18 protein-coding genes and 1 pseudogene are annotated in these 21,209 nt (G+C 72.1%); 8 read left to right on the top strand and 11 right to left on the bottom strand.

The genetic code is table 11. The features are described from left to right. Positions 1-435: 435 nt before the first annotated feature. From G3I42_RS13005 to G3I42_RS12980, 6 genes are all read right to left on the bottom strand, one after another. The gene (locus G3I42_RS13005) at positions 436-1,494 is read right to left on the bottom strand and encodes a BadF/BadG/BcrA/BcrD ATPase family protein (RefSeq protein ID WP_164285540.1); all 1,059 of its coding nucleotides are present in this window, start codon (positions 1,492-1,494) and stop codon (positions 436-438) included. Continuing rightward, positions 1,485-2,771 carry a 6-phospho-beta-glucosidase gene (locus G3I42_RS13000; RefSeq protein WP_164285538.1) on the bottom strand — a complete coding sequence of 429 codons (1,287 nt, stop codon included), beginning with the start codon at positions 2,769-2,771 and terminating at the stop codon, positions 1,485-1,487. The genes G3I42_RS13005 and G3I42_RS13000 overlap by 10 nt, the downstream gene beginning before the upstream one ends. A gap of 30 nt (positions 2,772-2,801) precedes the next feature. Beyond that, positions 2,802-3,707, bottom strand: a complete 906-nt coding sequence (locus G3I42_RS12995) for a carbohydrate ABC transporter permease (RefSeq protein WP_164285536.1) — start codon at positions 3,705-3,707, stop codon at positions 2,802-2,804. A 3-nt stretch (positions 3,708-3,710) separates the two neighbouring features. After that, entirely contained in the window at positions 3,711-4,718 is a 1,008-nt protein-coding gene (locus G3I42_RS12990; protein WP_164285534.1) for a sugar ABC transporter permease, read from the bottom strand. A gap of 11 nt (positions 4,719-4,729) precedes the next feature. Further along, on the bottom strand, positions 4,730-6,049 hold the full coding sequence (locus G3I42_RS12985) for an extracellular solute-binding protein (RefSeq protein WP_164285543.1): 1,320 nt from the start codon (positions 6,047-6,049) through the stop codon (positions 4,730-4,732). A gap of 402 nt (positions 6,050-6,451) precedes the next feature. Continuing rightward, entirely contained in the window at positions 6,452-7,636 is a 1,185-nt protein-coding gene (locus G3I42_RS12980; protein WP_164285532.1) for an ROK family transcriptional regulator, read from the bottom strand. 206 nt (positions 7,637-7,842) lie between these two features. Between G3I42_RS12980 and G3I42_RS12975 the strand changes: the two genes are divergently transcribed. After that, positions 7,843-8,238 (top strand): NUDIX hydrolase, encoded by a 396-nt coding sequence (locus G3I42_RS12975; protein WP_164285530.1) that lies wholly within the window; start codon positions 7,843-7,845, stop codon positions 8,236-8,238. A gap of 12 nt (positions 8,239-8,250) precedes the next feature. Here the strand turns inward: G3I42_RS12975 and G3I42_RS12970 are convergent, their stop codons facing one another. Next, positions 8,251-9,420: a helix-turn-helix transcriptional regulator gene (locus G3I42_RS12970; protein WP_164285528.1), complete on the bottom strand. Its 1,170-nt coding sequence runs from the start codon at positions 9,418-9,420 to the stop codon at positions 8,251-8,253. A 155-nt stretch (positions 9,421-9,575) separates the two neighbouring features. Here G3I42_RS12970 and G3I42_RS12965 point away from each other — a divergent pair, with 155 nt between their 5' ends. Continuing rightward, entirely contained in the window at positions 9,576-9,824 is a 249-nt protein-coding gene (locus tag G3I42_RS12965) for a hypothetical protein (protein WP_164285526.1), read from the top strand. Positions 9,825-10,117: 293 nt separating this feature from the next. Here G3I42_RS12965 and G3I42_RS12960 read toward each other — a convergent pair whose 3' ends face one another. Continuing rightward, on the bottom strand, positions 10,118-11,494 hold the full coding sequence (locus G3I42_RS12960; protein ID WP_164285524.1) for a cellulase family glycosylhydrolase: 1,377 nt from the start codon (positions 11,492-11,494) through the stop codon (positions 10,118-10,120). Between the two features lie 218 nt (positions 11,495-11,712). Beyond that, positions 11,713-12,789, bottom strand: coding sequence for a mechanosensitive ion channel family protein (locus G3I42_RS12955; RefSeq protein ID WP_164285522.1), 1,077 nt, complete (start codon positions 12,787-12,789; stop codon positions 11,713-11,715). A 227-nt stretch (positions 12,790-13,016) separates the two neighbouring features. Here G3I42_RS12955 and G3I42_RS12950 point away from each other — a divergent pair. Beyond that, positions 13,017-13,538 (top strand): annotated as a pseudogene (locus G3I42_RS12950) (HNH endonuclease); the annotation flags it as partial. 217 nt (positions 13,539-13,755) lie between these two features. On the opposite strand, the gene G3I42_RS12945 reads toward G3I42_RS12950, so the two are convergent. Both G3I42_RS12945 and G3I42_RS12940 read right to left on the bottom strand, forming a co-directional pair. Further along, the gene (locus G3I42_RS12945; RefSeq protein WP_164285518.1) at positions 13,756-14,784 is read right to left on the bottom strand and encodes an LLM class flavin-dependent oxidoreductase; all 1,029 of its coding nucleotides are present in this window, start codon (positions 14,782-14,784) and stop codon (positions 13,756-13,758) included. 95 nt (positions 14,785-14,879) lie between these two features. Beyond that, positions 14,880-16,661, bottom strand: a complete 1,782-nt coding sequence (locus G3I42_RS12940; protein WP_164285516.1) for a protein kinase — start codon at positions 16,659-16,661, stop codon at positions 14,880-14,882. A 505-nt stretch (positions 16,662-17,166) separates the two neighbouring features. Between G3I42_RS12940 and G3I42_RS12935 the strand changes: the two genes are divergently transcribed. The 5 genes from G3I42_RS12935 (at position 17,167) to G3I42_RS36945 (ending at position 21,002) form a co-directional block, all read left to right on the top strand. Continuing rightward, positions 17,167-17,577 (top strand): hypothetical protein, encoded by a 411-nt coding sequence (locus G3I42_RS12935; protein ID WP_239096420.1) that lies wholly within the window; start codon positions 17,167-17,169, stop codon positions 17,575-17,577. A 10-nt stretch (positions 17,578-17,587) separates the two neighbouring features. After that, positions 17,588-18,856 (top strand): isocitrate/isopropylmalate family dehydrogenase, encoded by a 1,269-nt coding sequence (locus G3I42_RS12930; protein WP_164285512.1) that lies wholly within the window; start codon positions 17,588-17,590, stop codon positions 18,854-18,856. Continuing rightward, positions 18,853-19,500, top strand: coding sequence for a cysteine hydrolase family protein (locus G3I42_RS12925; RefSeq protein WP_164285510.1), 648 nt, complete (start codon positions 18,853-18,855; stop codon positions 19,498-19,500). Before G3I42_RS12930 ends, G3I42_RS12925 begins: the two co-directional genes overlap by 4 nt. Further along, the gene (locus tag G3I42_RS12920; protein ID WP_164285508.1) at positions 19,497-20,474 is read left to right on the top strand and encodes an SAM-dependent methyltransferase; all 978 of its coding nucleotides are present in this window, start codon (positions 19,497-19,499) and stop codon (positions 20,472-20,474) included. The genes G3I42_RS12925 and G3I42_RS12920 overlap by 4 nt, the downstream gene beginning before the upstream one ends. Positions 20,475-20,663: 189 nt before the next feature. Further along, on the top strand, positions 20,664-21,002 hold the full coding sequence (locus tag G3I42_RS36945; protein ID WP_343244536.1) for a hypothetical protein: 339 nt from the start codon (positions 20,664-20,666) through the stop codon (positions 21,000-21,002). Positions 21,003-21,209 lie beyond the last annotated feature (207 nt).

The following is a 21,209-nucleotide window of genomic DNA, read 5'->3' as shown; positions in this document are numbered from 1 at the left end:
GGGCCGCCCTGGGGCGGCACGGGGGCGTACCCCTCCGCCTCGACGGCGCTCACCGCGCCCGCGCGCCCCGGCGGTGCCGCGCCGCTCTTCCCGCGCTCTGTCACGTCGACCTCCCCCGTCGGTCCTGTCGGTTGCCGGGCGCCAGTATGTCCCCCGGTGGCCCCGGGGGACACGGCCTTCCGCCGGATCGCGTGGCGATCGCCCGGCGTTCACGGGCGAACCCGTGGAAAACGACCGGCGTACGCGCCCCCGCGCTCCGGGGTCGCCGCGACCCCGTGCCGTGGCGTCACCCCGTACAGGCGTGCGCGCCACTCGCTCTCACATACGAACGGAGCGGCGTGCCCGGTTCCCCTCCGTTCCCGGTTCACCCGAACAAGTGAACGGCCGCCCCGCGTGTGCGGGACGGCCGTGTCAGGAGGGGGAGTTGGGGAGTGCTCAGGTCCCGGCGGCGGTCGGCGAGGCCAGCGGCGTTGACGCCGCTCCCGGCCCCTGCGCGTAGTGCGCGCGCACCGTGCGGTGCGCGTCGACCGGCGCGGCGAGGTGGTCGAGACCGAGGAGAGCGGCACCGAGCACGGGACGCTCCTTGACCACCCGCGCCACCGCGCGCGGCGCCCGCGCGGCGAGCAACTCCTCGATGCGCCCGTTGAGCTGCGGGTGGCGCGCGGCGAGTATGCCGCCGCCGAGCAGGACGGGGACCTCCTCGTCGAGCAGCCCGAGCTTGCCGAGCGAGACGGTCGCCATGACGACGACCTCCTCCGCCATGCGTTCCACGATCGCCGAGGCGACCGCGTCACCCGCCGCGGCCGTCGAGAAGAGCACCGGGTTCAGCTCGTGGCGCCGCCCGTAGGCGAGCCGTCCGCGGTGGAACGCCTCGATGAGCGCGTACATCGAGTCGAGCCCGAAGTGCGCGGGCAGCTCCCGCGCGAGCGCGGTCGGCTCGCCCCGCCCGTCCTCGGCGCGCGCGGCGAACCACAGCGCCTCCTCGGCCAGGCCCCCGCCGCCGCCCCAGTCCCCGGAGATCTTGCCGATCGCGGGGAACCGGGCGGTGCGCCCGTCGGGGTGCATCCCGGCGCAGTTGACGCCCGCGCCGCACACCACGGCGACCCCGCGCGGGTCGGCGTCCTCCAGGAGCCCGGCCCGCAGCACCGCGAAGGTGTCGTTGTACACGCTCGTGCTCGCGCTCCAGCCGCGCGCCTCGATCGCGGCGGCCAACTCGGCCTCCTCGACCGGGAGGTCCGCGTTGGCCAGGCACGCCGAGGTGTGCCGCGCCCCGCCGACGAGGGGCAGCCCGGCGTCGGCGAGGGCACGCTCCACGATCTCGTGGAGGATGTCGATCGCCGGCTCCACGCCGATCACGGGTGGCTGGAACCCGCCGCCGCGCGCGGCCCCGAGGACGGTCCCGTCCTCTGCGACCACGGCGACGTCGGTCTTGCTGTTGCCCGCGTCGATCGCCAGGACGGCGGCCTGACCCGCGCCGGTCGTGCTCAGGCCCACGCCAGGTGCTCCCTGTTGTGCGCGATCAGCTCGTCCGTGAGCTTCTCCGCGTACTCGATCTGGCCGACCAGCGGGTGTGCCAGGAGGGCCTTGAAGACGGCGTCGCGGCTGCCGTGCAGCGCCGCTTCGAGCGCCAGGTTCTCGTACGCGGTGGTGTGCGCGATGAGCCCGGTGTACTGCGGGTCGAGCGAGGGCACGGGCAGCGGGGTCGCCCCGGTCGCGTCGATGCTCGCCTGCACCTCGATGACGGCGTCGTCGGGGAGGAAGGGGAGCGTGCCCTTGTTGAAGGTGTTGACGACCTGGTACGGCGAACCGCCCGTCGTGGTGCCGTCCGCCGAGCGGCCGAGCAGGCCCGCGGCGAGGTCGACGGCGGCCTCGGAGTAGAAGGCCCCGCCGCGCTTGGCGAGCAGCTCCGGCTTCACGTCGAGCTTCGGGTCCCCGTACATCTCCAGGAGCTGCTTCTCCATCGCGGCGACCTCGGAGGCGCGCGTGGGCTTGGTGCGCTGCTCCCGCACGACGGCGTCGTGCTGGTAGTAGTACCGCAGGTAGTACGAGGGGACGACGCCGAGTCGCGTGACGACCTCGCGCGGCATGTGCAGGTTCTCGGCGATCGCGTCGAGGTGCTCGGTGAGCAGCTTCGGGAGGACGTTCTCGCCCTCGGGACCGCCGAGGCGGGCACCCAGCTCCCACGTGAGGTGGTTGAGGCCGACGTGTTCGAGGTGGATCTCGGAGGGCGCCACGTCGAGGAACGCGGCGAACCTGCGCTGGAAACCGATCGCCACGTTGCACAGGCCGACCGCTTTGTGCCCGGCGGTGAGCAGAGCACGCGTGACGATGCCGACCGGGTTGGTGAAGTCGATGATCCACGCGTTCGGGTTGGTACGGCGCACGCGCTCGGCGATGTCGAGCACGATCGGCACCGTGCGCAGCGCCTTGGCGAGACCACCGGCCCCGGTGGTCTCCTGGCCGACGCAGCCGCACTCCAGGGGCCACGTCTCGTCCTGGTTGCGGGCCGCCTGGCCGCCGACGCGGAGCTGGAGGAGCACCGCGTCCGCGCCCTCGACACCCGCGTCGAGGTCCGAGGTGGTGACGATCCTGCCGGGGTGGCCCTGCTTGGCGAAGATGCGCCGGGCGAGACCGCCGACGAGTTCGAGCCGGTCGGCCGCGGGGTCGACCAGCACCAGTTCCTCGATGGGCAGGGTGTCGCGCAGGCGGGCGAAGCCGTCGATGAGTTCGGGGGTATAGGTCGATCCGCCGCCGACCACGGTGAGCTTCATTGGATCTCAGCCCTTTGCTCGGGGTGGGCCTCAGCCCTTGACCCCGGTGAGAGTGACGCCTTCGACGAAGGCTTTCTGTGCGAAGAAGAAGACGATGACGACCGGCGCCATGACCAGCAGCGTGGCCGCCATCGTCATGTTCCAGTTCACGGAGTGAGCGCTCTTGAACGATTCGAGCCCGTAGCTGAGCGTCCAGGCGCCGGGGTTCTGTGCCGCGTAGATCTGCGGGCCGAAGTAGTCGTTCCAGCAGTAGAAGAACTGGAAGAGCGCCACGGCGGCGATCCCGGGCTTGGCCATCGGGACGATGACCTTGAGGAGGGTCCTGAACTCGCCGCAGCCGTCGACCCGCGCCGACTCGACGTACTCCTTCGGGATCGTCAGCAGGAACTGACGGAGCAGGAAGATCGAGTACGCGTCGCCGAAGGCCATCGGGATGATGAGCGGCCACAGCGAGCCGGAGAGGTGGAACTGCTGCGCCCACACGAGGTACATCGGGATCACGATGACCTGCGGGGGCAGCATCATCGTCGAGATCACCATGATCATCGCCGTCTTGCGGCCCCGGAAGCGGAACTTCGCGAGGGCGTACGCGACGGGCACGGACGAGCACACGGTGAAGAGGGTGCCGACGACCGCGTAGATAATCGAGTTCTTCCACCAGGTCAGGAAGCCGTCGGTGTGGAAGACCTTCGAGTAGTTGTCCCAGTGCCAGGAGCTGGGCCACAGGTCGCCGCTCATCGCCTGGCCGTCGCTCATCACCGAGGTCAGGAAGACGAAGACGAACGGCAGGATGAACAGGAGCGCCACGGCGATCGCGACCGTGTGCACGGCGATGAAGTGGAGCACCTTCTTGCGCTTGTCGGCACGCGGGGCGCGGGCCGTTCGCGTGTCCCCGGCGGACGCCTGGACCGGCGGGTGCAAAGTGGTCGAGGTCATGGGTCAGTCCTCCGTCAGCAGGCCGGTGCTCTTGCGCATGAGCAGCAGGGTGACGGCCATGGCGATGGCGAAGAGCACGAGCGAGAGCACGCACGCGGCGCCGGTGTTGAAGTTCTGGAAGCCCATCGAGTAGACGAGCTGGGGGACCGTGATGGTCGAGTGGTCCGGATAACCGGGCTGGATGGACGAACCGGGACCGATGTTGACGCCGGAGGCGAGCTTTCCGGCCACAAGTGCCTGGGTGTAGTACTGCATCGTCTGCACGACACCCGTGACCACGGCGAACATCACGATCGGCGTGATCGACGGCCACGTCACGTAGCGGAACTTGCCGATCGCGCCCGCTCCGTCCAGCTCGGCCGCCTCGTACTGCTCCTTCGGCACGTCGAGCAGCGCCGCCATGAAGATGACCATCAGGTCGCCGATGCCCCACAGCGAGAGCATCACGAGCGAGGGCTTCGACCAGTGCGGGTCGTTGAACCACGTCGGCGCGTCGATGCCGAGGTGGCCGAGCAGTTCGTTGACCGGGCCCGTGGACGGGTTGAGCAGGAAGACGAAGGCGACCGTGGCCGCGACGGGCGGGGCGAGGTACGGCAGGTAGAAGATCGTCCGGAAGATGCCGACCCCGGACTTGATCTTCGTGACGAGCAGCCCGATGCCGAGCCCGAAGACCACCCGCAGCGCCACCATGACCACGACGAGCCACAGCGTGTTCCACAGCGAGGGGCCGAAGAGCGGCATCTGCGTGAACACGTACTTCCAGTTCTTCAGCCCCACGAACTCCGGGGACTTGATCTGGTTGTAGTGCATGAACGAGAAATAGACGGTCGCGATCAGCGGATAAGCGAAGAAGACCGAGAATCCGATGAGCCACGGGGAGAGGAATCCGACCGTACGCAGTCGCGCGCGGTTCTTCTTGCGCCGCAGGGGCGCGCTGTCGCGCGGAGCGCCTGCCGAAGGCTTACCGTCCGTGCTGGTGCCGGCGCGTCCGGCCGGGAAGGAGAGTGCCATGGTTCGCTGCCTCAGTTCTCGGACTGGAGGTTGTCGGCGTCGATCTGGTGGTCCAGGTCCTCAAGCCCCTTCTTGAGGTCGTGGACCTTGCCCTCCTCGACCGAGTACGAGAAATCCTGGAGGGAGGTGATGTACTGCCCGCCGTTGTTGGAGGGCGGGATCGCCTGGCTGTCGGGGTTCTGGGCGATCTTGAGGAACTGCTGGAAGGCCGGGTCCGCGTCGAGCTTCGGCGACTTGAGCGCCGCGAAGGTCGAGGGCACGTTGTGGATCGCGTTGGCGAAGTCCACGACCTGCTCGGTGTCCGTGGTCAGGAACCTGACCAGCTCGAAGGCCGCGTTCTGGTGCTTGCTGCTGTGCGCCACGCCCGCGACGGTCCCGGTCAGGTAGCCGCGCCCGTAGGTCTCGGCCTGGTCGTCCGGTACGGGGAGCGGGGCGACGCCCCAGTCGAACTTCGCCTTCGCCTCGTCCAGCATGAGACCGCGCCACTCGCCGTCGAGGTGCATCGCGAGCTTCTGCGTGAGGAAACCGTTCTGCGCGGACATCTCGTCGCCGAAGGAACCCCGCAGGCGCTCCAGCTTCCCGTAACCGCCCTGCGCCTTGGAGATGTCGTCCATCGCCTTGTAGAAGGCGTACGTCTTCGGCTCCTTGGCGAGCTGGGCCTTGCCCTCCTTGTTGAAGTATTCCGGGCCCCACTGCGCGAACATCCGGTCAGGACTGTTCTGGTACAGGCGGAAGTTGGGCATGAAACCGGCACGCTTGAGCGTCCCGTTGGAGTTCTTCTCGGTGAGCTTGGCGGCGTCCGCCTTCATCTCCGAGATGGTGTGCGGGGGCCGGGAGATCCCGGCGGCCTTGAAGAGGTCCTTGTTGTAGTACATCCCGTACGCGTCGGCGAGCAGCGGCAGGGCGCACTGCGTGCCCTCGTACTGCGTGTAGTCGAGCAGCGTCTTCGGGAAGACCTTGTTTTTGTCGATGCCGTTCTTCTTCAGGAACGGATCGAGATCGGCCCACATGCCCGAGGAGCAGTACTGCCCCACGTTGTTCGTCGTGAAGGAGGTCACGACGTCGGGGGCCTTCGAACCACCGGCGCGCAGCGCCTGGTTGATCGTCGCGTCACTGACGTTGCCGGTCGCCTGCACGTGGATGTTCGGGTGCAGCTTCTCGAAGCGGGCGATCGAGTCGTTGATCGCCTTGACCTCGCCGGGCGCCGACCAGCCGTGCCAGAACTTGATCGTGACGGGCTTGGTCGGGTCGTCGTCCGCGCTGCCGGTGCTCGGGTTCGCGCAACCGGTCAGGACGAGCGCGGCGCTCGCGAGCCCGGCGAGCGGGATCACGGCACGGCGCCGGGTCCTCGCGGCGGTCGTACGGGCGAGGGGGCCTGCGGAGGCCGTCCGTGCGGCCTTCGGCCGGGGGACGGGTATGCGCCAACGCGGCATGGCTGGCTTCCTTCGTGGGACGGGGATACGGGGGAGGCGGGGGGTCGGCCGACCCGGTGGGAGTGGGGGCGGGCGGGGCCGGGGATGGTGCGGGGTCCTGCGGGGTGGTGCTGGTGGTGCCGGTCCTGCGGGTTGTGCGGTCCTGCTGGTCGTGCGGGCTGGTGGCCGGGGTCCGTCCGGGCTGGACGGGGGAGTCTCCTCGGGCGGGCCCCGGCGGTCTGTGGGTGGGCGGGCGAGGGGCGCTCGGTGAACGAATGTCCACCTTGGACGCGAGCTCTCGTCCCGCTCGGTGAACAGTTGTCAACTGGTGTCGAAGACGGCGTCGCGGGCCTGTTCGAGGGCGATGTGCAGCGCGCCCACGAGGATCGGGTCGCCTTCCAGTTCGCTGATCCGCAGGAGCGGCCTCGGCAGTGCGAGCCCGGTCAGCTCCGCCTCGACGCGGGTACGCAGCTCCTCGCCCCCGGCCTCGGCGACCTGCCCCGAGAGCACGACGAGTTCGGGATCGACGACCGCGACGACCGCCGCGATGCCGGAGGCGAGCCGCCGCGCGGTCTCGTCGAGCACGGCGGGGACGGTGAGCGCTTCGGCGAGCGGCGCGCCGCCCGCGAGGGTCCGTACCGCCGCGATGGAGACGAGGCTCTGGAGGCCGCCGCCCCCGTCGTCCCCCGCCGTCGCGTCCTCGCCGCCGCGCGCGAGCGGGGCGTGGGGCAGCGGCATGTAGCCGATCTCGCCCGCGCCGCCCGTCGCACCGCGCAGGAGCGTGCCGCCGAGCACGATCGCGGCGCCCACGCCACGGTCCACCCAGGCGAGCACGAAGTCGTCGTGGTCCTGCGCCGCGCCCTGGTACTGCTCGGCGAGCGCCGCGAGATTGACGTCGTTCTCGATCCGTACGGGCGTGCCGATCTCCTCGGCCAGCTCGGCCAGGAGCGTGCGGGAGTGCCAGCCGGGCAGGTGGGGTGCGTAGCGCAGCTCGCCCGTGGCCGGGTCGAGCGCCCCGGGCGTACCGATCACGGTGTGGTGCAGGCGGTCGGCCCCCAGCCCCGCCTCGGCGAGCGCGGCCTCGACGGCTTCGCGTACGAGCTGCGCGGTCCGGTTGCGTACGTCCTCGGCGACCGCGTCGGCCTCGACGCGCCCGCGCCCGACGACGCGGCCCCTTATGTCGGCGACGACGGCGCTGATCCCGGTGTGCCCGACGCTCAGCGCGGCGACGTGCGCGGCGCTCGGCTCGACCTCGTACAGCAGCGCCTTCGGCCCGGGCCGGCCGCTCTCGCTCCCGCTGCTGCGGACGAGCCCGGCGGTTTCGAGCCGTGCGAGGAGCTGCGAGGTCGTGGGCTTCGAGAGCCCGGTCAGCTCCCCTATCCGCGTCCGCGTGAGCGGCCCGTGCAGGACGAGCAGGTCGAGCGCGGCGCGATCGTTCATCGCGCGCAGGACGGCGGGGGTGCCGGGCGTCGCGGCCGGGATGCCGGGGGTGGTGCTGGAAGCCATCGCCTGCGACCCGCCCTTCGGGGGTTCCTGACCTTCCCAACGGCATTGTTAGGAAGGTTTCCTATCGGTGGCAGGAACTTAAAGGACGGGCGGACGGGAGTCAATAGGCGGGTTTCGTGGGAGGCGGGGGAGGGGAAGGGTGGGGCGAGGGTGGGGAATTGGCGCAATGAATCGCGAATACGGGCAAAACGCTCAAGGGGGTGCGAATGGCGCGCTGGCCGGTCTCGGTGAAGGCCGTGACGCTGGACACGCGGGACCGCGTCCTCCTCCTGCGCAACGAACGCGACGAGTGGGAGCTGCCGGGCGGACAGCTCGACCCGCAGGACGCGGACCCGGAGGCGGCGGTGATCCGCGAGCTGCGGGAGGAGACGGGCTGGGCCATCCGGCCCGCAGCCCTCCTGGACACCTGGCTCTACGAGCCACTGCCGGGCCAACGCGTCCTGATCCTGACGTACGGCTGCCACCTGCTGACGCCGGACCAGGTCCCCGTACTGAGCGACGAACACCGGGAGTTGGGGCTCTTCACGGAGGGCGAGGTGGCGGGGCTGCGGATGCCGGAGGGGTACAAGCGATCGGTGGCGGGGTGGTACCGGAAGGGGTGAGGAGACGGGGCGTCAGAAAGACACGCCCGCACGCTTGGTGAGCGCGGTGAGGCGGGGGTTGCTGCGGCGGTGGAGCGAGGTCAGGACCCGTATCAGCTCCTGACTCGTGGGGTGTACGCGCGCCATTTCCGGAGCGACGTCCCAAGCCGCCTCCAACTCGGAGAGCGCTCCGTCACGGTCGCCGAGGGCGAGGTGGGAACGGCCGAGGTTCATGTGCAGCGGACCGATGCGGGTCGGCGGGAGGGCGGTTCCGCCACGGAGCAGGTCATCGGCGGTGTCCAGGGCGCGGCGGTGCTCATCGAGGTCCGTGTACGTGGCGATGGCGTGGGTCGCGGTCTGGTCCGGGCCGAAGTGGATGCCGTGGGCGTCGCCGTCCGCGCCGTACGCCTCGGCCGCTCGCCAGGCTGCCCCGAGGTGTTCCTCCGTGGCGGCCTTGTCCCGGAGGCGTCCGGCCAGGGTGAGGCCCCGCAGGTGCAGGATGCCGAGGCCGAAAACCCGTTCGCGTCCTTGGAGCATTGACTCCGCCCGCACCACGGCGCGGTCCACTATCGCCAGGCCACCCGCGAAGTCACCCGAGTTGAGGAACGTCCCGGCTTCGTCGCGCGCGGCGACCACCGCCGCGATCGGGTGTGCGCGCTCCGCCGCCAACCGCTGCTTCAGGACGGCCAGTTCGGCGAGGTGCATCCAGCGGTGCCGGGCGGCGAGCCAGTAGACGAGGCTGTAGGTGTCGGCCACGCGCGACCACGCGTCGGGGGACCACGTCGCGTGCGCGTGGTTGGTCGCGTCGGTCAGGAGGTCCGGCAGTTTGCCGAGTACGGCGCGCAACTCGGTGCGGTAACGGTGGGCGTTCAGCTGTGCCAGGGTGAGCGGCAGGTCCTCCGGGCGGTCCGGCGGCGGGCCCGGGATGTCGAAGCGGCGCACCGCGTGGTTGAGTGCCCCGAGCCGCTGTTCGTCCGCGCCCGCGACCGGAGCGGTGCCGAGCAACTCGTCGAGCGTCAGCCCCATCGCGTACGCGAGCGCGGCGGCGATGCCCTGCGTCAGCGCCCGGTCGCCCACCTCGACCTTGCTCAGCAGGGACACGGAGATGCCGGCCCTGCGGGCCAGGGCGACCTGACTCAGCCCGCGCGCCTTGCGCCGGACGGCCACGTTGGTCCCGGGGCCGGGAACGGTGGTCGCGCTCATGGACTTCGCCTTCCCCGTACGGCAGTTGTCACGACCGTTCCATCTTCTCACTGTGGGCACTCGTACGCTCGCGCTCTGTGCAAACGCTGTGCAAGTTGCCGAGGCGCGGGAGCGGTTGTGTGAGACGCGGGGAAGAGCCGATCGATGAGGGAACGATGCCGCCCACCACCGTCAGCCACGACGACTTGCCGCCTCCGGCAGGCACCTTGATGAGGGACGCGCTCACGCAGCGCACCGGCCTCTTGAGGGCGGTCCTCGTGGAGCGCCACCAGGACTCGAACCGCGTGGTCTCCCGCCAGGCGTACTTGCGACCGGTGGGAGGTGGACTCGAATGGGACGCCTCGCTGGACCGTATCCAGCCGGTGAGGATCGCCCAGCCGGTGAGGATCGCGGAGTCCCGCTGACACGGAGAGCGGTTCTGCTGGTGCCGGGGGATGTGGTCGTTTACGCGGACGCCTGGCGCGTGGTCGCTGCCGTCCGCACGGAACACGGCCCGCTGGGCGGGTTGGCGGTGGTGGTGAGGTGGGAGGAGGGCGGCGGGGCGCGGTTTCCGGCGGGGGACGGGGTGGTGGTGCGGGGAGAGTGAGGGGTTCCGGCGGCTGCCTGCGGGGTCTACCGGGCTTGCCCGTCAAGGAGCCCCCGACGCAGGGGACCGCCCCGAACCGGCTCCCGGTCCGGGGCGTCCGCCTCCGCTCCCTCAGCTCGTCGGGAAGTTGTCCGGGGTGCTGATGCGGGCCTTCAGCAAGGCTCCCGATTCCGTCAGGGTTTCCGCGCTGGAGTAGTCCGTGCCGTCGCACGTGCCCGGGTTCAGGGCCGCGCTTGATTCGGGGGCGTCGGAGAAGGTCCAGTTCGCGTAGCTGATCTGCTGCTGGTCGAGCAGATCGAGCCAGGCCGTCGTGCTCGCCCGGTCGAGCGCGCCGCCGCCCGTCGCGCTCACCGTGCCGAACTCCGTGACGAAGAGCGGCAGCCGGGACGCCGCCCGGTTCACCGTCGTGCGGTAGTTGTCCTTGTGGCTCGCGGCGTAGAAGTGGAAGGCGTACATGATGTTGCTCGCGTTGACCGGGTTGCTGACGATCTCGTTCTCGTCCGAGCCGTCCGAGACCCCGAGCGAGGACCAGCCGCGCGTGCCCACGATGACGACCGCGTCCGGGTCGGCCGCGCGGATCACCGGGAGGACCCGCTCCGCGTAGCTCTTGATGGCCTGCCAGCTCACGCCGTTCGGCTCGTTGGCGATCTCGTAGATCACGTTCTTCTTGTTCGCGTTGCGCGCCGCCACCGAGGCGAAGAACGTCTTCGCGCGCTCCAGGTTGTAGTTGGGGTCGCCCGGCGTGAGCGTGTGGAAGTCGATCAGGGCGTACATCCCGCGCGCCTCGGCCTCGTCCACGAGCGAGTTGACGCGGGCCGTGAAGGCGGCCGGGTCGGTCTCGTAGCCGTCCTCCTGCACGTACATCGCGATGCGGAGCAGGTCGGCCTTCCAGTCGTTCGCGAGCGCGTCGAGCGAGGCGGAGTTGTAGCACTTGCTGAACCACTGGATGCCGTGCGTGCTCATCCCGCGGAGCTGGATGGGGCGGTCGTACTGGTTGCACAGGTGGGTGCCGCAGACGTGGAGCTGTCCGTTCGCGGCGACGGGCGTTCCGGTGTCGCCGCCCGGCTGTTCTCCTCCGCCGCCCGTCGAGCCGGTGCAGGCCACGCCGTTGAGGGCGAACGAGGTGGGAGCGGGGTTCGCGCCGCTGAAGGCGCCGACGTAGCCGAGGTCGGCGGAGGCGCCGGTCGCGAGCGTGCGGTTCCAGTCGACGGGTGTGACGCCGACCGTCGCGCCGGACTGCGACCACGTACCGTTCCAGCCCTGCACCACCTTCTGGCCCGTGCCCGGGAGCGAGAAGCTGAGCTTCCACCCGGTCACCGGGTCGCCGAGGTTGGTGACCTTGACCGTGGCCTGGTAGCCGTCCTGCCACTGATTGCTGACGCCGTACTCGACCTTGCAGCCGGCGGCGGCCGACGCCGGCGAGCCGGTCAGGGCGGTGAGCCCGAGTGCCATCGCACAGGCCGCGAGCACGGCCATGAGGCGTTTCACCACGTTCCTCCTGTCGTCCCAGGGGAAGGAGCGGTACTACGGGAGCGCTCCCAAAAACGCGGCGGAGCGCCGCGTCGGTCGGAGAACGTACCCCGGGGGAGGAGAGGCGTACAGGTGCATGACAAGCCAAGTGGGGTGCGGCAATTCGTGTGTGCTGCACGGGAGTTGGGGAGGTGAGGGGGCCGGGGGCGCGCGGTCTTGAGGGCCCCCGGGCCCCCTCACTTCTGCAACGGCGTCTGCGGGGGCAGCGGGCTCGCGTTCAGGGACTGCGGGGACGTCGCCGAGGCGTACGCCGAGGGGGCCGCCACCCCGGCCTCCGGGTCGGAGCCGTCCGCCGCCGGGGACGAGACCGGCATGCCGCCGACGATGCTGATGCCCTCCTTGTCGAAGGCGTGCTTGATGCGCCAGCGCAGTTCGCGTTCGACCGCGACCGCCTGGCCCGGCATCGTACGGGCGGCCACGCGGACCACCATCGAGTCCAGCAGCACCGAGTCCAGGCCCAGCGTCTCCACCGGCCCCCACAGCCGCTCGCTCCAGGGCTCCTCCTTGCTCATCGCCTCGGCCACGGACGCCAGTGTCGCCTTGACCTTGTCCAGGTCCTCGTCCGCCTTGACCGTCACGTCCACGCCCGCCGTCGCCCAGCCCTGGCTCAGGTTGCCGATCCGCTTGACCTCGCCGTTGCGGATGTACCAGATCTCGCCGTTGTCGCCGCGCAGCTTCGTCACGCGCAGGCCGACCTCGATCACCTCGCCGCTGGCCACGCCCGCGTCGATCGTGTCGCCGACCCCGTACTGGTCCTCCAGGATCATGAAGACGCCCGAGAGGAAGTCCGTCACGAGGTTGCGCGCCCCGAAGCCGATCGCCACGCCCGCGACCCCCGCCGAGGCGAGCAGCGGCGCCAGGTTGATCTTGAAGGTCGACAGCACCATGAGGGCCGCCGTGCCGAGGATCAGGAACGAGGCGACGGAGCGGAGGACGGAGCCTATGGCCTCCGAGCGCTGGCGGCGGCGCTCCGCGTTGACGAGCAGGCCGCCGAGCGCGGTGGTCGCCGCGTTCTCGCCGGGGCGGTTCATCCGGGCTATGAAACGGGTGATCGTACGGCGTACGACCTGGCGCAGGACGAGCGCGATGACCACGATCATGACGATGCGCAGCCCCACGCCGAGCCAGTCGGACCAGTTCTCGCGCACCCAGCCGGCCGCGTCCGTGGCGCTCTCCTGGGCGTCCTGGAAAGTGACCGGATCAGGGCTCGAACCGGCGGCCGTAAGGACGGGCGACACCACGGGGACCTCCATGTGCGGGGACGATTCACCACACTAACGGGGCAGCGCCGAGGCTCCGTCGCTTGCGCGCCACCGGGCCGCTCCGCCCCAGGCAGCGGCGTCGGGGCGGGGCCCGCTGTGGGCGAAAACACGTCGGGCCCGTTACCCGTCCATGGTGGCGCCGCCACCCGGCCCGGGGTGAGACTGGAGCGGATCGTCCCGGCGCGAGCCACGCGCCGCCGGCGTACAAGGAGGCACACGTGCCGCACGTCCTCGTCCTCAACGCGTCGTACGAGCCCCTCGGCGTCGTACCGCTCCGCCGCGCGCTCGTCCTCGTGCTGGAGAACAAGGCCCAGTGCCTGGAGGAGACCGGCGCCTTCCTCCACAGCGCGAGCCGCACGGTCCCCGCACCCAGCGTGGTCCGGCTCAAGCGCTACGTCCGGGTGCCCTACCGGGGCCCCGTGCCGCTGACCCGGCGCGCCCTCTTCGCCCGCGACGGCGGGAAGTGCGCCTACTGCGGGTCCGTCGCCACGAGCGTCGACCACGTCGTGCCCCGCAGCAGAGGCGGCCGGCACGCCTGGGACAACGTCGTCGCGTCCTGCCGCCGCTGCAACCACACCAAGGCCGACCGCTACCTCGCCGACCTCGGCTGGCGCCTGCGCCACGCCCCCGCCCCGCCCTCCGGACTCGCCTGGCGGATCATCGGTACGGGCCACAGGGACCCGAGCTGGCTCCCCTACCTGCGCCCCTTCGGCGCCGACGACGCCCTCGCGCGGATCGAGGCGCTCGGCGGGCAGCAGGCCGGAGAGGTGGCGGAGGGCTGGGGGACGGTGGCGGGCCAGGGGCTCGGCTCCGGCGGTCAGGTTCTCGGCTCCGGCGGTCAAGGTCTCGGGCCGGGGAGCCAGGGCGTGGGCTCGGGGGGCGCACAGCCCTTCGGAGAGGTGTCGGCCCCCGCCTGAGCACGCCCCTCCCGCGCGCACCCTCGTCGGGCCCCCGCCCTCAGCCGGCCGGCTTCCAGCCCAGCGCCGGGCCCAGGTGGTGCGCGAAGTCGTCGAGGATCTGGACGTGGTCCTCGTACGCGAAGTCGAAGGGCAGCGCGAAGGCGACCTCGTCCACCTCCTGGAAGGCGGGGTCCGCGTGCAGCCGCTCGGCGAGTTCGGCCGAGGGGCCCACGAGGTCGGGCGCGAAGAGCAGCCCGGCGGGGCCCTGCGGTGTCGTCGTACGGGGCAGGCGCTCGCGCGCGTACGCCGCGTAGCGCTCCCGTTGCGCGGGCGTCGCCGAGTCGGTCGGTACGACGACGAGGCCCTGCGAGACGCGGGCGCGGGCGCCGTCCGGGTGGGCCGCGCGGAAGGCGCGGATCTGCGCGCGCTGGATCGCGGCGAACGGCGGGACGCCCTCGTCCTGGGCGATCGCGGGGTCCCACCTCACCACGCTGCTCGTCAGCAGGTTGAGCCCCTGCTCGCCCGCCCACCGCGCCGAACGCAGGCTCCCCGCCCCGTACCACAGGCGCTCGGCGAGCCCGGGCGAGTGCGGTTGCACGACGTCGGAGCGGGCCTCGAAGCCGGTCGTCGCGCCGTCCGCCGTGACCGGCTCGCCGCGTACGCAGGCGAGCAGGCGCGAGACGCGCGTGTAGGAGAAGTCCTCGGCCTCCGCCGTGTCCGGGTACAGGGCGCCCCTGACCTCCTCGTACCGCATCGGCGGGCCGACGCTGAAGCCCGGGTTCAGCCGCCCGCCCGAGAGCACGTCGACCGTCGCCCAGTCCTCCGCGAGCCGGAGCGGGTTCTCCCAGCCGAGCGGCGTGACGGCGGTGCCGAGCTGGATGCGCGAGGTCCGCTGGGTCGCCGCGGCGAGCACGGCGACGGGGGAGGAGATGCCGTACTGGAGGTGGCGGTGGCGGACCCAGGCGGAGTCGAGCCCGAGGGATTCGCCGTGCGTGATGAGGCCGAGCGTGGACTCGTGGCCCGCGCGCGGCGAGGCGGGGTCGAAGAGGCCGATCGTGAGGAAGCCGAGCTTGCTGAGCCGGGGCATGGGCGGACTCCGAGGGGGAGGGGACTCCGAGGGGAGGGCGGAGAGGGCGGGGGTGGCGCGGGAGCGGGCGGTGCCGCCGCGGCTCTGCTTCGGCGTCACTCCGGGAAGCGGAAGCCGTCCAGGGCCGTGTCGAAGGTGGGGCGGTACCTCTTCCACTTGGCGTCCGGAGCCGCGAGGTACAGCTCGTACAGCGTGCCGTCCTTCGCCTTGAAGGCGAGCTGGGCCGAACGCGTGCGCGTGCCGCCGTCGGTGTACGTGTACTCCCAGTACGCCGCGTCGTGACCCCGGTACGTCGTCCGCGACATCTTCTCGCGCTGGTAGGCCGCCACGCCGTGCGAGGTCTGGGGCTCCTCGGTCTCCTGCCAGTGCTGGAGCGGGTCGCCCGTGTACGTGCTGACATCGACGCGCAGATTCGCGACCGTTGTCGGGTCGTAGGCGAGGAAGGCGCCGTCGCCCGAGGACCGCTCCTTCCATTCCCGCGGCATCGGCACCGCGACCCGGCCCTTCTGGACATCCATGAGGATCGAGCCCACCGGTACCCGCGGAAGGGCCTGCTTCGCCCCGGACGCGGGGCCCGTGGCCGCGACCGGCTGTTTCGGCCCCGAGTCGGCCGCCGTGCTCCCGCCCTCCCAGGGCTTCGCGACGACCCCCGCCGCCCCGGCTCCCGCCACGACCACGGCGGCGAGCGTCCCCCACAGGACCCGGCGCCGGGGCCGCCGCCCCGGTCCGTCCGGCAGGCGAGTGTGCGGTGGCGTCGCCTGGTGCGGGAAGGTGGGGGCCTCGCCGGGGAAAGTGGCCGCGAGGTTGGGGGAGGGGTGGGCGGGGTGGCCGGACGCGGGGTGCCCCGCCGCCGCGGGGAGCGGCCCCGTACCCGTACCAGGGACCTGCGAGGTGCCCGGCATCGGCAGCGCCTCCACCGCCCCCGTCCCCGGGTACGGGTTGCCGCCCGAGGGCGTCGCGTCGATCACCCGCGCCGCGGCTCCGTCACCGTCGCCCCGCAGCGGCTCCGGCCAGCCGCCGTCGTCGCGCTCCGCGCGCTCCAGGAGCCGCGCCGCCGTCGCCGCGTCCATCCGCCGCGAAGGGTCCTTGACGAGGAGCCCTTCGAGCACGGCGGCGAGCGGGCCCGCCTGACGGGGCGGCGGGTGGGCCGCCTCGAAGATCGCGTACGCCGTCTCGATCGGGGTCGGCCGGTCGAAGGGGTGCTGCCCCTCGACGGCCTGGTAGAGCGTGGCGCCGAGCGCCCACAGGTCGGCGGGCGGACCCGGCACGGCGATCCCGGTGCGCAGCCGCTCGGGCGCGAGGTACTGCACGGAGCCGATGAGTTCGCCCGTACGGGTGAGCGAGGGCGTGCCGGGCTCGACGGCGATCCCGAAATCGGTCAGCACGACGCGCCCGTCCCGGCCCAGGAGCACGTTCGCCGGCTTCACGTCGCGGTGCAGCACGCCCACCGCGTGGGCGGCGCGGAGCGCCGAGAGCATCGCCGCACCGATGCGCGCGGTCTCGGCGACCGGCAACGGGCCCTCCTCGCGGAGCACGTCGGCGAGCGTCCGCGACGGCACGTACTCCATGACGATGCACGGCAGCCCGTCGTCGTCCACGACGTCGTGCACCACGATGACGTGCGGGTGCGTGATCATCGCGGCGCTGCGCGCCTCGCGCCGGGTGCGCGCGTACATGCGCTGGAGCTCGTCCTCGGCGAGGTGCGGCGGCACGTGCAGCTTCTTCAGCGCGACGCGGCGCCCGAGCATGGTGTCCTCGGCGAGGTGGACGGTGCCCATGCCCCCGCTGCCGACCCGTTCGAGCAGCCGGTAACGGCCGCTGATGAGCCGGTCCGGTTCGGACACGTGTCTGCTCCCCTCCACCATCCGCTCAACCATCCCTGGACACACGGAAACAACAAGATAGCTTGTACGAATTTCACAGCGGCCCGTGCCCGGCGCCGTCTCCTCGATTCCGTACCCCGTCCCGCCCCTCACCTGGTGTTCTTTCCGTACAGCACACGGAAGAGTGAACGCGCCCGAAAATAGCGGTACTTCACCCCATTCGGTTAAATCTCCTCGTATTCGTGTGGGTACGGAACAGCGGGGCAGGCATCCCCCGGGCCGGGCGACGTCCGGTCCGGCCGGGCACCGTCCGGCCGTACGGAGCGGGCCGCCGGAGTTGCCGGGCCGCCGGAGCGACCGGTCCCGCCGCACGAGAGTGAGAGAACATGCGTGCTGAGGCCACCCAGCGGGTCGCGCTCGTCTTCTCCCTGCTGGACGCCAACGACAGCGGCGTCCTGGAGGCCGAGGACTTCACGCTCATGGCCGACCGGGTCGTCGCCGCGGCACCCGAGGCCGCCGCCCCGGCCAAGGACCGGATGCGCGGGGCCTTCGCGCGGTACTGGACGACCCTGCGCACGACGCTCGACACCAACGGCGACGGCGAGATCGACTTCGAGGAGTACGCCGCCTGCGTGCTCTCGCCCGAGCGCTTCGACGCGACCGTCACCGAGTTCGCCGAAGCCCTCGCCGCGCTCGGCGACCCGGACGGCGACGGCCTCATCGACCGGCAGGACTTCCTCGCCCTCATGACCGCGATCGGCTTCGCGCCCGTCAACACCGAGGCACTCTTCGAAGCCTTCGGCCCCACGACGGCCGATCAACTCCCCGTCCCCGTCTGGGTCGACGGCATCAAGGACTTCTACGCCCCCGAGAAGGCCGACATCCCCGGCGACCAACTGGTCGGCGGGGTCACGGTCTGAGCCGGAACGCCCGGACCACCGAGATGAACCACATGAACGAAACGACATGAGCGAAACGACATGAGCGAGCAGACAGCCGGACCCACGGCCGACACCGACCCCGCCCCCACCGCGGGCCCGGCCCTCCCCGCGGACCCCGCCCCCACCGTCGGCCTCGCCGTCGGGCGGGGCACGGGCGAGGAGGTCGCCGCCGTCTTCACGCGCGTCCTCGGCCACCTCGCCGCGCGCCACGAACGGCCCGTCACCCTCGTCCGCTCCCCGCGCGTCTACCACTCCTACGTCTCCCTGCGCCCGCTCGCCACCGAGCCGGGCGGGGCGGGCGTCCCCGAGATCCGCCGCCTCAGCGCGGAGGACGCCGCGCACTACGAGGAGTGGCTGCGCGCCCGGGCCGCCGCCGGGACCCGCGTCGTCTTCCGCACCGCCATCAACGCGCAGAGCCTCTACCTCGTCCGGCAGCGGCTGCGCGCCGTGAAGGTCGACACGCTCGACGCGGACGGGGCGAGGCTCCTGCTCGTCCGCGACGAGGCACAGGGCTTCTACACCGGCGGGAACACCCACACCCCCGGGCACGTCTCGCGCACCACGGAGTTCAGCCGCGAGATCACCGAACAACTCCTCGCCTACGCGCTGCGCCGCGCCCGCGAGGAGTGGCCCGAGGGCCCGGCGCGCATCGTCATGGCGTACAAGTTCCATCTCCTCGACGGGGCACTCGACGCCTGGGTGAGGGACTTCGCCGCCCGCGAGGGCATCGAGGTCGGCGTCTTCCAGCCCGACACGGTCAACCGGAACCTCGTCGCCCACCGCCCCGAGGACCGCACCGTCCTCCTCGCGGGCAACGAGTGGGCCGACATCATGCACCTCGTCCTCCTCGACCGTTACGGCTCGGGCCGCCAGGAGGACCACTGCACCCGCAACGTCCACCTGGACCCGGACGTCGCCGGACTCGTCGAGTACCAGACGGTGCACGGCTCCGCCGACGACCTGGAGGGCCGCGACCTCCTCAATCCGGTCGCGACCCTGCGCGCCGCCGCCGCGATCGCGGAGCGGTACGTGGGTTGTACGGGGGCCGAGGCCGCCACCGAGGCGGCGCTTGCCCGGCTCGGCGAGGCCGGGGTCCGTACCCCCGACCAGGGCGGCGCGCACACGACGACCGGGGTGGTGGACGCGTTCATCGAGGAGCTGGGGGCGGGGGTCTCGGCTTCGGCTGGGGTGTCGGCTCCGGCTGGGGCGTTGGCTTCGGCCGGGGAGCCCGTACCCTCGGCGGCGCTCCTCGCGCAGGCGGTCGTGCCCGCGCCCGGGCAGGACCTCGCCCCGGGGCTCGCGAGGTGAGCGGCCAAGGCGGCACCGCGCTCGTCGTCGTCGACCTCCAGAACGATTTCTGCGAGGGCCCGCTCGCCGCGTCCCGTTACTCCGGTGAACCCGCCGTGCTCACCGCCGTCGTCCACAACACCGCCAGAGCGGTCGGCGCGGCCCGCGATGCCGGGGTCCCCGTCGTCTGGGTCCGCTTCCTGGGCGACCCCGCCCACCAGGGTCCCGCCTGGCGGAGCCGGGACCGCGCCAGGGGCCGCCCGCCCAAGTGCCTCGAAGGCTCCTGGGGCGCCGAACTCGCGGCCCCGCTCGAAGCCGCCCCGCACGAGGCGGACTTCGCCAAACGCGCCTGCTTCGACGCCTTCCTCTGCGAGGGCTTCGAGGACCACCTGCGCCGCCTCGGCGCCGGCCACCTCGTCCTGGCGGGAGTCTTCACCGACATCTGTGTCGACAGCACCGCGCGTACCGCCTTCCAGAAGGGCTTCCACCTCACCCTTCTCGCCGACTGCACCACCGCGCTGCACACCCCTGACACGCAGATCCTCACCTTCATGCACCGCCTCTACGGTGCCCGCGTCGTCCCCCACGCGCGCACGGAGACATGGACGCGGCACCCGGAGGCGGTCCCGGGGCCCCAGGTACCGGTGCCGGGAGGCTCCTCATGAGTGACACCACGGGCGCGGGGCCCGGCGGCGCGGGCTGCCCGGTCGAGACCGGGACCGGCCGTGGCGCGAGCGCCGCAGCCGGGGCCGAGACGGGCGTGGCCGTGCGGGGCGGGGCCGAGACCGGCGTGGCCCGTACCGCGCTGCTCGTCGCCGCCGCGCGCGCCATCGAGACCCACCGCCCCGACGCCCTCGCCCGCGACCCCTACGCCGAGCACTTCGTCCGGGCCGCCGGAGGCTGCGCCGACTGGCCGCTGCACCCCGACGACGTCCCCGGCGGCGAGGCCGATCCGCTCTGGGGGCGGCTCGGCAGGTACTTCGCGCTGCGCACCCGTGTGCTCGACGACCACCTCGGGCACGCGGCACACAGCGGCGAACGCCAAGTCGTCCTCCTCGGCGCCGGGCTCGACACCCGTGCCCTGCGGCTCCCCTGGCCCGAGGGGACGGTCGTGTACGAGATCGACCAGGCCCCCGTCCTCGCCTTCAAGCAGCGCGTGCTCGACGCACTGCCGCCCGTGCCGGGAGCCGCGGAACGCCGGGTCCTCGCCGCCGACGTCCGCGAGGACTGGGCCGGACCGCTCAAGGAGGCGGGCTTCGACCCCTCCCAGCGCACCGCCTGGCTCGCCGAAGGACTCTTCCTCTACCTCCCCGCCGCCGCCGAGGCGCAGATCCTCACCGACCTGCACACCTACAGCACCGCGGGCAGCAGCCTCGCGTACGAGATCAAGCTCGGCCTCGAATCGGCGGCCGTCCGCGACTCCCCCGTCTACACCCAGGCCCGGGACCGCCTCGGCATCGACCTCCTCGGCCTCTTCGACACCAGCCCCCGCCCCGACTCCGCCGCCACCCTCGCCCAACGCGGCTGGCGCACCGAGACCCGCACCCCCTTCGACCACAGCCGCGCCCTGGGCCGCGGCCCCCTGCCAGAACCGAACGACGCCCTGGCGGCGAACCGCTGGGTGTTCGCACTGAGGTGACCCACCAGGCGGTTCCGGCGCGTTCTCATCCAGTCCCTCCGGCTCTGGCCGGAACGGCGCGCCACCCCCCGCCCCCGCCCCCGCCACGCCAAAATGTGACGCGCACCACCTCCCACCCCCAATCACGGGTGCCCCCGTCCCCAGCGGGTAGGGCTGCGTCTACCACGCACCCCACCCGAGGAGGCCCCCGTGGGAACACCGGCTCAACTGCTTCTGTCCGCCCTCTCCAAACGCCCGGACCTGCCGGCATCCCCGGTCGACCGCCACCGCCTCGCGGACTTCCGGCGTCCGCGACCCGCACGGCCCGACCTGTCGGCAGCGTCCGATCCCGACGCCGGCCTCCCTGGCGCCGCCTCGCACGGCACCCAGGAACCCCCACTGACCAGCGAGCCTCCCCTCACCGACACCGCCCCGCTGACGAGCGAACCCCCGCTCGCCGAGGCGGTCCCCCTCACCAGCGAGCCCCCGTTCGCCGACCCGCACCCCGCCGAGACCTACGCGCCCGGAAGGCCCTGCGTGGCCGTCTGACCCCCGGCCGCGCGACGATGAGAAAGCGGACCCGACATGGCACTCGCCCGGCTCGCCGCGCTCCACGGAGTGGCCACCTCCTACTCGCAAGGGCCCGGGCAGACCGTCGACGTGCCCCGCTCCGCCGTCGTCGCCGCGCTCGCCGCGCTCGGCGTGGACGCCGCCACGCCCGAGTCGGCGGCGGCGGCACTCGCGGCGGCCGAGGCC

Source organism: Streptomyces sp. SID11385 (genome assembly GCF_010548245.1).
Taxonomy (GTDB): Bacteria; Actinomycetota; Actinomycetes; order Streptomycetales; family Streptomycetaceae; genus Streptomyces.
Note: the sequence above shows the minus strand (reverse complement) of the source record. Positions and strands in the feature narration are given on the sequence as shown.

What these genes read in the sequence shown, in the direction of transcription:
- G3I42_RS13000 (WP_164285538.1), bottom strand. Translation starts at nt 2,771, where the DNA reads ATGAAGCTCACCGTGGTCGGCGGCGGATCGACCTATACCCCCGAACTC.
- G3I42_RS12995 (WP_164285536.1), bottom strand. Translation starts at nt 3,707, where the DNA reads ATGACCTCGACCACTTTGCACCCGCCGGTCCAGGCGTCCGCCGGGGAC.
- G3I42_RS12990 (WP_164285534.1), bottom strand. Translation starts at nt 4,718, where the DNA reads ATGGCACTCTCCTTCCCGGCCGGACGCGCCGGCACCAGCACGGACGGT.
- G3I42_RS12980 (WP_164285532.1), bottom strand. Translation starts at nt 7,636, where the DNA reads ATGGCTTCCAGCACCACCCCCGGCATCCCGGCCGCGACGCCCGGCACC.
- G3I42_RS12975 (WP_164285530.1), top strand. Translation starts at nt 7,843, where the DNA reads ATGGCGCGCTGGCCGGTCTCGGTGAAGGCCGTGACGCTGGACACGCGG.
- G3I42_RS12970 (WP_164285528.1), bottom strand. Translation starts at nt 9,420, where the DNA reads ATGAGCGCGACCACCGTTCCCGGCCCCGGGACCAACGTGGCCGTCCGG.
- G3I42_RS12965 (WP_164285526.1), top strand. Translation starts at nt 9,576, where the DNA reads ATGCCGCCCACCACCGTCAGCCACGACGACTTGCCGCCTCCGGCAGGC.
- G3I42_RS12955 (WP_164285522.1), bottom strand. Translation starts at nt 12,789, where the DNA reads ATGGAGGTCCCCGTGGTGTCGCCCGTCCTTACGGCCGCCGGTTCGAGC.
- G3I42_RS12945 (WP_164285518.1), bottom strand. Translation starts at nt 14,784, where the DNA reads ATGCCCCGGCTCAGCAAGCTCGGCTTCCTCACGATCGGCCTCTTCGAC.
- G3I42_RS12940 (WP_164285516.1), bottom strand. Translation starts at nt 16,661, where the DNA reads ATGGTTGAGCGGATGGTGGAGGGGAGCAGACACGTGTCCGAACCGGAC.
- G3I42_RS12930 (WP_164285512.1), top strand. Translation starts at nt 17,588, where the DNA reads ATGAGCGAGCAGACAGCCGGACCCACGGCCGACACCGACCCCGCCCCC.
- G3I42_RS12920 (WP_164285508.1), top strand. Translation starts at nt 19,497, where the DNA reads ATGAGTGACACCACGGGCGCGGGGCCCGGCGGCGCGGGCTGCCCGGTC.